Origin of the sequence: Desulfobacterium sp. N47 (assembly GCF_051233685.1) — a bacterium.
In the GTDB taxonomy this organism is placed as follows: Bacteria; Desulfobacterota; Desulfobacteria; order Desulfobacterales; family RPRI01; genus RPRI01.
Genome location: NZ_JBAMMY010000064.1, coordinates 1 through 5,534, shown reverse-complemented (window position 1 = coordinate 5,534; position 5,534 = coordinate 1). Strand labels below are relative to the sequence as shown.

At 42.9% G+C, this 5,534-nt stretch carries 10 protein-coding genes; 4 read left to right on the top strand and 6 right to left on the bottom strand.

What is annotated here, in order from left to right; genetic code table 11:
• From VXK47_RS03765 to VXK47_RS03755, 3 genes are all read left to right on the top strand, one after another.
• A partial coding sequence (locus tag VXK47_RS03765; protein ID WP_435547432.1) for an integrase core domain-containing protein occupies window positions 1–226 on the top strand: 226 nt, incomplete at its 5' end.
• Window positions 227–436: 210 nt separating this feature from the next.
• Window positions 437–667, top strand: a complete 231-nt coding sequence (locus tag VXK47_RS03760; RefSeq protein ID WP_435547431.1) for an AbrB/MazE/SpoVT family DNA-binding domain-containing protein — start codon at window positions 437–439, stop codon at window positions 665–667.
• Window positions 657–998 carry a type II toxin-antitoxin system PemK/MazF family toxin gene (locus VXK47_RS03755; RefSeq protein WP_435547430.1) on the top strand — a complete coding sequence of 114 codons (342 nt, stop codon included), beginning with the start codon at window positions 657–659 and terminating at the stop codon, window positions 996–998. The genes VXK47_RS03760 and VXK47_RS03755 overlap by 11 nt, the downstream gene beginning before the upstream one ends.
• A gap of 97 nt (window positions 999–1,095) precedes the next feature.
• On the opposite strand, the gene VXK47_RS03750 is transcribed toward VXK47_RS03755, so the two are convergent.
• The 6 genes from VXK47_RS03750 to VXK47_RS03725 form a co-directional block, all read right to left on the bottom strand.
• The gene (locus tag VXK47_RS03750; RefSeq protein WP_435547429.1) at window positions 1,096–1,380 is read right to left on the bottom strand and encodes a type II toxin-antitoxin system RelE family toxin; all 285 of its coding nucleotides are present in this window, start codon (window positions 1,378–1,380) and stop codon (window positions 1,096–1,098) included.
• Complete coding sequence (locus VXK47_RS03745) at window positions 1,370–1,621, bottom strand: type II toxin-antitoxin system Phd/YefM family antitoxin (RefSeq protein WP_435547428.1); 252 nt, start codon at window positions 1,619–1,621, stop codon at window positions 1,370–1,372. The genes VXK47_RS03750 and VXK47_RS03745 overlap by 11 nt, the downstream gene beginning before the upstream one ends.
• A gap of 874 nt (window positions 1,622–2,495) precedes the next feature.
• On the bottom strand, window positions 2,496–3,545 hold the full coding sequence (locus VXK47_RS03740; RefSeq protein ID WP_435547434.1) for a reverse transcriptase domain-containing protein: 1,050 nt from the start codon (window positions 3,543–3,545) through the stop codon (window positions 2,496–2,498).
• Window positions 3,546–3,560: 15 nt separating this feature from the next.
• Complete coding sequence (locus tag VXK47_RS03735; protein WP_435547427.1) at window positions 3,561–3,827, bottom strand: reverse transcriptase N-terminal domain-containing protein; 267 nt, start codon at window positions 3,825–3,827, stop codon at window positions 3,561–3,563.
• A 438-nt stretch (window positions 3,828–4,265) separates the two neighbouring features.
• Entirely contained in the window at window positions 4,266–4,598 is a 333-nt protein-coding gene (locus VXK47_RS03730; RefSeq protein ID WP_435547426.1) for a helix-turn-helix transcriptional regulator, read from the bottom strand.
• 9 nt (window positions 4,599–4,607) lie between these two features.
• Window positions 4,608–4,886 (bottom strand): type II toxin-antitoxin system RelE/ParE family toxin, encoded by a 279-nt coding sequence (locus VXK47_RS03725; protein ID WP_435547425.1) that lies wholly within the window; start codon window positions 4,884–4,886, stop codon window positions 4,608–4,610.
• A gap of 509 nt (window positions 4,887–5,395) precedes the next feature.
• On the opposite strand from VXK47_RS03725, the gene VXK47_RS03720 reads away from it, so the two are divergent.
• Window positions 5,396–5,534 (top strand): Na+/H+ antiporter NhaA (locus tag VXK47_RS03720; protein ID WP_435547433.1); only part of this gene is annotated, 139 nt, incomplete at its 3' end.

Here is a 5,534-nt window from a genome sequence, read left to right as displayed (position 1 = left end):
TGGCAAAGGGAGATGGAAGGATAATATATATATTGAGCGGTTATGGTGGAGTGTAAAATACGAGGAAGTTTATTTAAATGCCTATGGTTCGATTGCGGAAGCCAGGCAAGAAATTAAAAACTATTTTGAATTATATAACGATGAAAGGCCGCATCAAAATCTTGACAAAAAAACACCGGATCTGGTCTACTGGGACACATTTCCCAGGAAAGAGGCAGCAGCCTGAATAAGCAGTTTATCACTTAAAAAAAGCATTTTGCTGTTCAAACAATCCCGGCCACCGCTCTGGCGAGTGGCCGCGGCGCCTAACGAATTGTGTCAGCGGGCGCATGCTCCCCGCGCTCCGCTGAACACAAATGTTGGATTTCTATATTGACATACATTACCAGTTGTATTAGTATTACCGTATTACAATATTTTTTAATAGGAGCCTATTATGCAAACATCGACAAGTAAGCTTACAAAAAAATATCAGGCAACTGTCCCTGAAACCGTGAGAAAAAAACTAAATCTCAATGCCGGTGATGTCATTGCCTTTGAAATCGATAACGACATTATTAAACTCAGAAAAGCAAGGCCGATAGATATTGAGTTCAGTAGTGCACTTGTTCCCACTCTAAATGAATGGAACTCACAGTACGATGAGGAAGCATACAATGAGTTATAAGCCCTTTGATGTTGTCGTTGTGCCATTTCCATTTACCGATTCTGCTCAAACCAAAAAAAGACCTGCTCTTGTGTTGTCGCAACATGCAAATTTTGGCAATGAAATCGGCCATTCTGTCTTGGCAATGATCACAAGCCAGAAAAACGTCCCGTGGCCATTGGACTGCGAGATTATAAATAAAAAACAATCGGGTCTAACAGCACCCTCGGTTGTGCGGATGAAGTTATTTACCCTTGATAATAGGTTTATCATAAGAAAAATCGGTCAGCTGTCAGACAGCGATCAAAAAAAGGTCAAACAAAGCCTTTCACAAATCTTTGATTACCTTTAATTTTCAAATCCAACGCGGAAATAACCCACGCCGCCGCCGTTTAATGGATTTCAAATGTACTTACTCGGCGTTGGGTTAATTGATTTGTTAACCATTTTTAATTTCTTTCCTTGGCCTTTTTGTAAACCATATTTTTATCTCTTTTCCCGATTGCAATGACCAAAACATAGATTTCTTCGTCAATTACTTCATAAACGAGTCGATACCCACTCGTTCTGAGTTTAATTTTGTAATGGTTTTTAAAACCTGAAAGCTGACAGCTGGGCACATGTGGAGACTCAAGACGTTCTTGTAATTTTTTCTTGAGTTGAATTTGGATAGCATTATCAAGCTTTTTCCATTCCTTAAGTGCTGTCGGAAGAAATTTTAATTTATAGCTCATCTAATGTTACTTCTACGGCTGAAAATTTTTCATGCTGACGCTCGTTAACTATAACTCCTAATTGGTAATCTTCAATTTTTTCGAGTAACGCTTCGTATGTTTCAGCTGGAATGAGATAAGCTGTTGGCCTGTTATGATTAAGAATGGCAATAGGCTCGCCGCCTGACTGTTCAATTAGGAGAGAAGGGTTTTTCTTTAATTCTGATATACTTACTGAGCAACTCGCTAATATGGATTTCATAATTACACCTATAAGTTTTTATTTAGATCTCAATTATGTATTTATTATAGGTCTTATTCTCTACGATAGCAAGTTGTATTTTTATGGTTAACGCCCAAGCTCACTTGCCGCTTTGTAGCGCAGCGGAAAAGCGGTCAAGTGCAGCGCCTTGTGTACGCCCGGCACGGGCGTAAATTTATGGGGTGAAAGTCCCCTGTGTGTGAATCCTGTTAATGGTTAATTTCATTAGCATAAACATTAGCCGAAGGCAAGGGCATCTTCGTGAGAAGTTGTCTGAAGGAAGCCTAAGTGCAAAGCTATGAGCCGACGAACAGAAACAGCATATAAGGCCCGGTCTCCGGGTGAGTTAGCACCACATAACGAAGCCCAGGATTCGGGAGATAGGGTAAATGCTGCGGTTGTGTAGTGAAAGTTCACGTTCTTATCCGGGGAGATCTGTCCGGCTTGCGGTCGCATCTTGCGAAAGTGCCTTACATGGCAACATGCAGGGTGACCGGGCAGAGGTCAGCAGAGGCCATAGTAGGTGTGGACATCGTCAGTGGCGGTATGACGATTGGAAACGAGCCACGACCCGCATATGCGGAGGATATCGTGGAGGACTCACCCCACTGAAGGGCCGAACATGAAGAGAGTGTCAGGCCCCATGAACTCCGAAAGGCTATGAACCCGAACGGGGGAGCAATATTTCGGGCGTGTCGTGGAATGATCTGCCACTGGGGTCAATCTGCAGCAACTGCCTTCTTTTAAAGAACTATAGGTTGTTATCCTGATCCGGCTATGGCCCGATTATCTTCGTGAACCGCCTGGTGCGGACCGCCGGGTAGGTCAGCAGCCTTTCGGCTGCTTTCCCCCATAAGAACCCTGCGTGAGACTTTCACCTCACAGGGCTCAAGTATTGATAAGGCACCGTTGGGCACCCAGCAGTATTCATGTTTGAACGCTTTTCAAAATATTCTTGCCATTGCTGATCATAAGGATTGGCATTGGCTTTTATTTTGATATGGCGACGAATAGGTGTGCCACTCATTCGGAGAAGCTGAAGATTTCCTCCTTTTTCACAAAACACCCAATTCCTGCAGCCTTTCCGCTGAAAATACCTGGATTTTATCCATTTAAGCGGTTTGTTCGGGTGTCTCCTTACGGCCCATTGCCAAGTCATTTTCCAGATAGCTGAATCGATCTTGTCATAGACTTCCTGACTGACAACATGACGGTAAAAATTTGCCCAGCCCCTTATTATTGGATTGAGCATGCCAATCAGATTATCAGTCTTTGCGGACATATTGTTCTTCAGGATATCTCTGATTTTTCTTTTAACCGAGACAATACCGGTTTTTGACGGTTTAATCAGAAGTTTTCCCTTGTATTTTCTTATGTTGAATCCCAGAAAATCAAAGCCATCGTTAATGTGACTTATCCGGGTCTTTTCTTCTGATAATGACAGCCCACGTTCTTTAAGAAAATGTGATACCAACGGTTTAACCTCGTTGGCAAGCATCTCCTCTGATTCTCCGGTTATGATAAAGTCATCCGCATATCTGACAAAATGCACTTTTTCTGATTTCCTGAACTTCTTGAAAAGAAGCTCAAAAAGCCCGTCCAGCGCCATATTTGCCAATGTAGGAGATATGATTCCTCCTTGCGGAGACCCTTCTTCCGTAGGATTGTAGATACCTCTTTCAAGATAACCGGATTTCAACCACAACCTGAGTTTCTTCTTATGCGTTGGAATGTTGTCGCACATCCAATCGTGATTGATATGGTCGAAGCATCCCTTTATATCTCCTTCAAGAATGTATTGTGCACTGCCTTTACCTCTTAAAGCATTAAAGCAGGCATCAATAGCGTCTTGAACATATCTCTTTTTTCGAAATCCATATGAATGATTATCCGCGATGCATTCCGATACCGGGTCAAGTCCCAGCAGTTCCAGTGCCTGTTAGGCTCTATCCTGCATTACCGGAATACCAAGCGGACGTTTCTTGCCATTCTTTTTGGGGATATAAGTGCGTTTAAGGGGTTGCGGCTTGTAGTCTGCCAGGTTTAACTTTTTGGCTTGTCGCCACTTCTTTGCAGGTGTATCTAGTAATTCATTGTCAACACCCGCCGTTCTTTTTCCACGATTTTCAGACACTCGCTTTACGGCCATGAGTTTGCCGGCGAATGACCGGGCCAGTAGTCGTTGAAGACTGCGGACACGTTCCATGTTCCGCTGATTTTACACGATGGGTTAGTGTCTGCCTGTTTGCCGGGGGAATCCTGGATCGCGTGAAGTGACATGCGAACACTTCAACCTTACCCCTTACCCTTTTGGTTCAGGCCAGTCAGCATCTTTAGCCTGCTCACCCTCACGACATTTATCAGCAGTTCACATATGTTACACATACCATCATTTCTATCTCCCATCCGGACGATGCTTCCGGAGTTGAACTCTCTCACGAGGCGCTCTTCCAGCCAAGGGCTGAGGGCTTCATTGTCCCCCGGGCTTCACACAATACCGTTACCGGCAATGCATGCCGGGGTAGAAAACTACTGGCGATACAGTAGGCTGAATCAAAGTTCAGCTATAAAAACAGCGACTTCATGTCGCAACGCATGCTGAGGCGGTGTGGGGAGGGGGAGAGAAAAACTCCCCCTTACCCGATTATGATCCCGCTGGCACAGAATGGGTTGCAACCTTCTTAGCCGGAAAAATACGTTGTTCAATGTCTGGCCCGATTTTTCGTTTCATTACCCGCAAGTCATATTCTGACTGAAGATTCAACCAGAATTGTGCTTCAACCCCGAAATATCGTTCCAACCTGAGTGCTGTGTCAGCAGTTATGCCCCTTTTGCCGTTTACAATTTCGCTTATTCTGTTAGGTGGAACAGCAATATCCCGAGACAATTGATTCATACTTATGCCCATAGGTTCCATGAAGTCTTCTCGTAAAATTTCCCCTGGAGTAATGGGTTCAAGAAAATCTTTGTTGCTCATCTTTTCACCTCAATGATAATCGACGATAGCCACGTTAAAGGCATTACCATCATGCCATTCAAAACAGACTCGCCATTGCTTGTTGATACTGATTGCATATTGCCCCTGCCTATTGCCTTTCAAAGAGTGAAACATATTGCCCGGGTTTAGCATCAACGCATTTAGGCTTGGTGCGGCATTGAGAACCATCAGTCGTTTTCGTGCTTGTCTCTCAAAAGACTGAAACCGGTGCACCCGCCTATCATTAAACATTTTTTCTGTATCTTTACAGGCAAAAGACTTTATCATATGCTTAAAGTATTATGTTTATCATAATATGTCAAACAGAAAATATTAAAGGGGCAAATAACGTTGCTTTTCAGCGTAAAGAAACATGGGGTCAAGTCCGCTTTTGGCTCTTAAAAAGAAACATGGGGTCATGAGAAACATGGGGAGAAACATGGGGTCAAGTCCGCTTTTGGCTCTTATGTACCATATTAAAAACATGGGGTCAAGTCCGCTTTTGGCTCTTAAAAAGAAACATGGGGTCATGAGAAACATGGGGTCAAGTCCGCTTTTGGCTCTTATGTACCATATTAATAAGTTAATATACATTTTTTTGAAATTTATGGACTGGCGTTATTCAAAATGGAACTAAATTTATTATCAAATCTTTTGAATTTTGTAATTTATTATCATGATTTGCGTTAGAAATCTACTAGTTTCATGAAAATGTTCGACCTAATTTGTTTCAGGAAAAAAATTTATAACCGAAAAAGGGCCCCCAATAGCATAATTCTCCTGTCCCCTGTCCTTTTTTGGTTCTTATCTTCTTAAACCGTGGCGGGATTCGCCATGTTCTTCCATACGCTGTTATAGGAATATTCTTATGGTTGGCACTTCTGAAATCAGGCATTCATGCAACAGTTGCGGGTATTATATTGGCGCTTATGATTC

Bases quoted from the DNA above. Each gene is read 5' to 3' on its own strand.
- VXK47_RS03735 (WP_435547427.1), bottom strand. From the start codon at position 3,827: ATGGAACGTGTCCGCAGTCTTCAACGACTACTGGCCCGGTCATTCGCC.
- VXK47_RS03750 (WP_435547429.1), bottom strand. From the start codon at position 1,380: ATGAGCTATAAATTAAAATTTCTTCCGACAGCACTTAAGGAATGGAAA.
- VXK47_RS03760 (WP_435547431.1), top strand. From the start codon at position 437: ATGCAAACATCGACAAGTAAGCTTACAAAAAAATATCAGGCAACTGTC.
- VXK47_RS03755 (WP_435547430.1), top strand. From the start codon at position 657: ATGAGTTATAAGCCCTTTGATGTTGTCGTTGTGCCATTTCCATTTACC.
- VXK47_RS03730 (WP_435547426.1), bottom strand. From the start codon at position 4,598: ATGAGCAACAAAGATTTTCTTGAACCCATTACTCCAGGGGAAATTTTA.
- VXK47_RS03745 (WP_435547428.1), bottom strand. From the start codon at position 1,621: ATGAAATCCATATTAGCGAGTTGCTCAGTAAGTATATCAGAATTAAAG.
- VXK47_RS03725 (WP_435547425.1), bottom strand. From the start codon at position 4,886: ATGATAAAGTCTTTTGCCTGTAAAGATACAGAAAAAATGTTTAATGAT.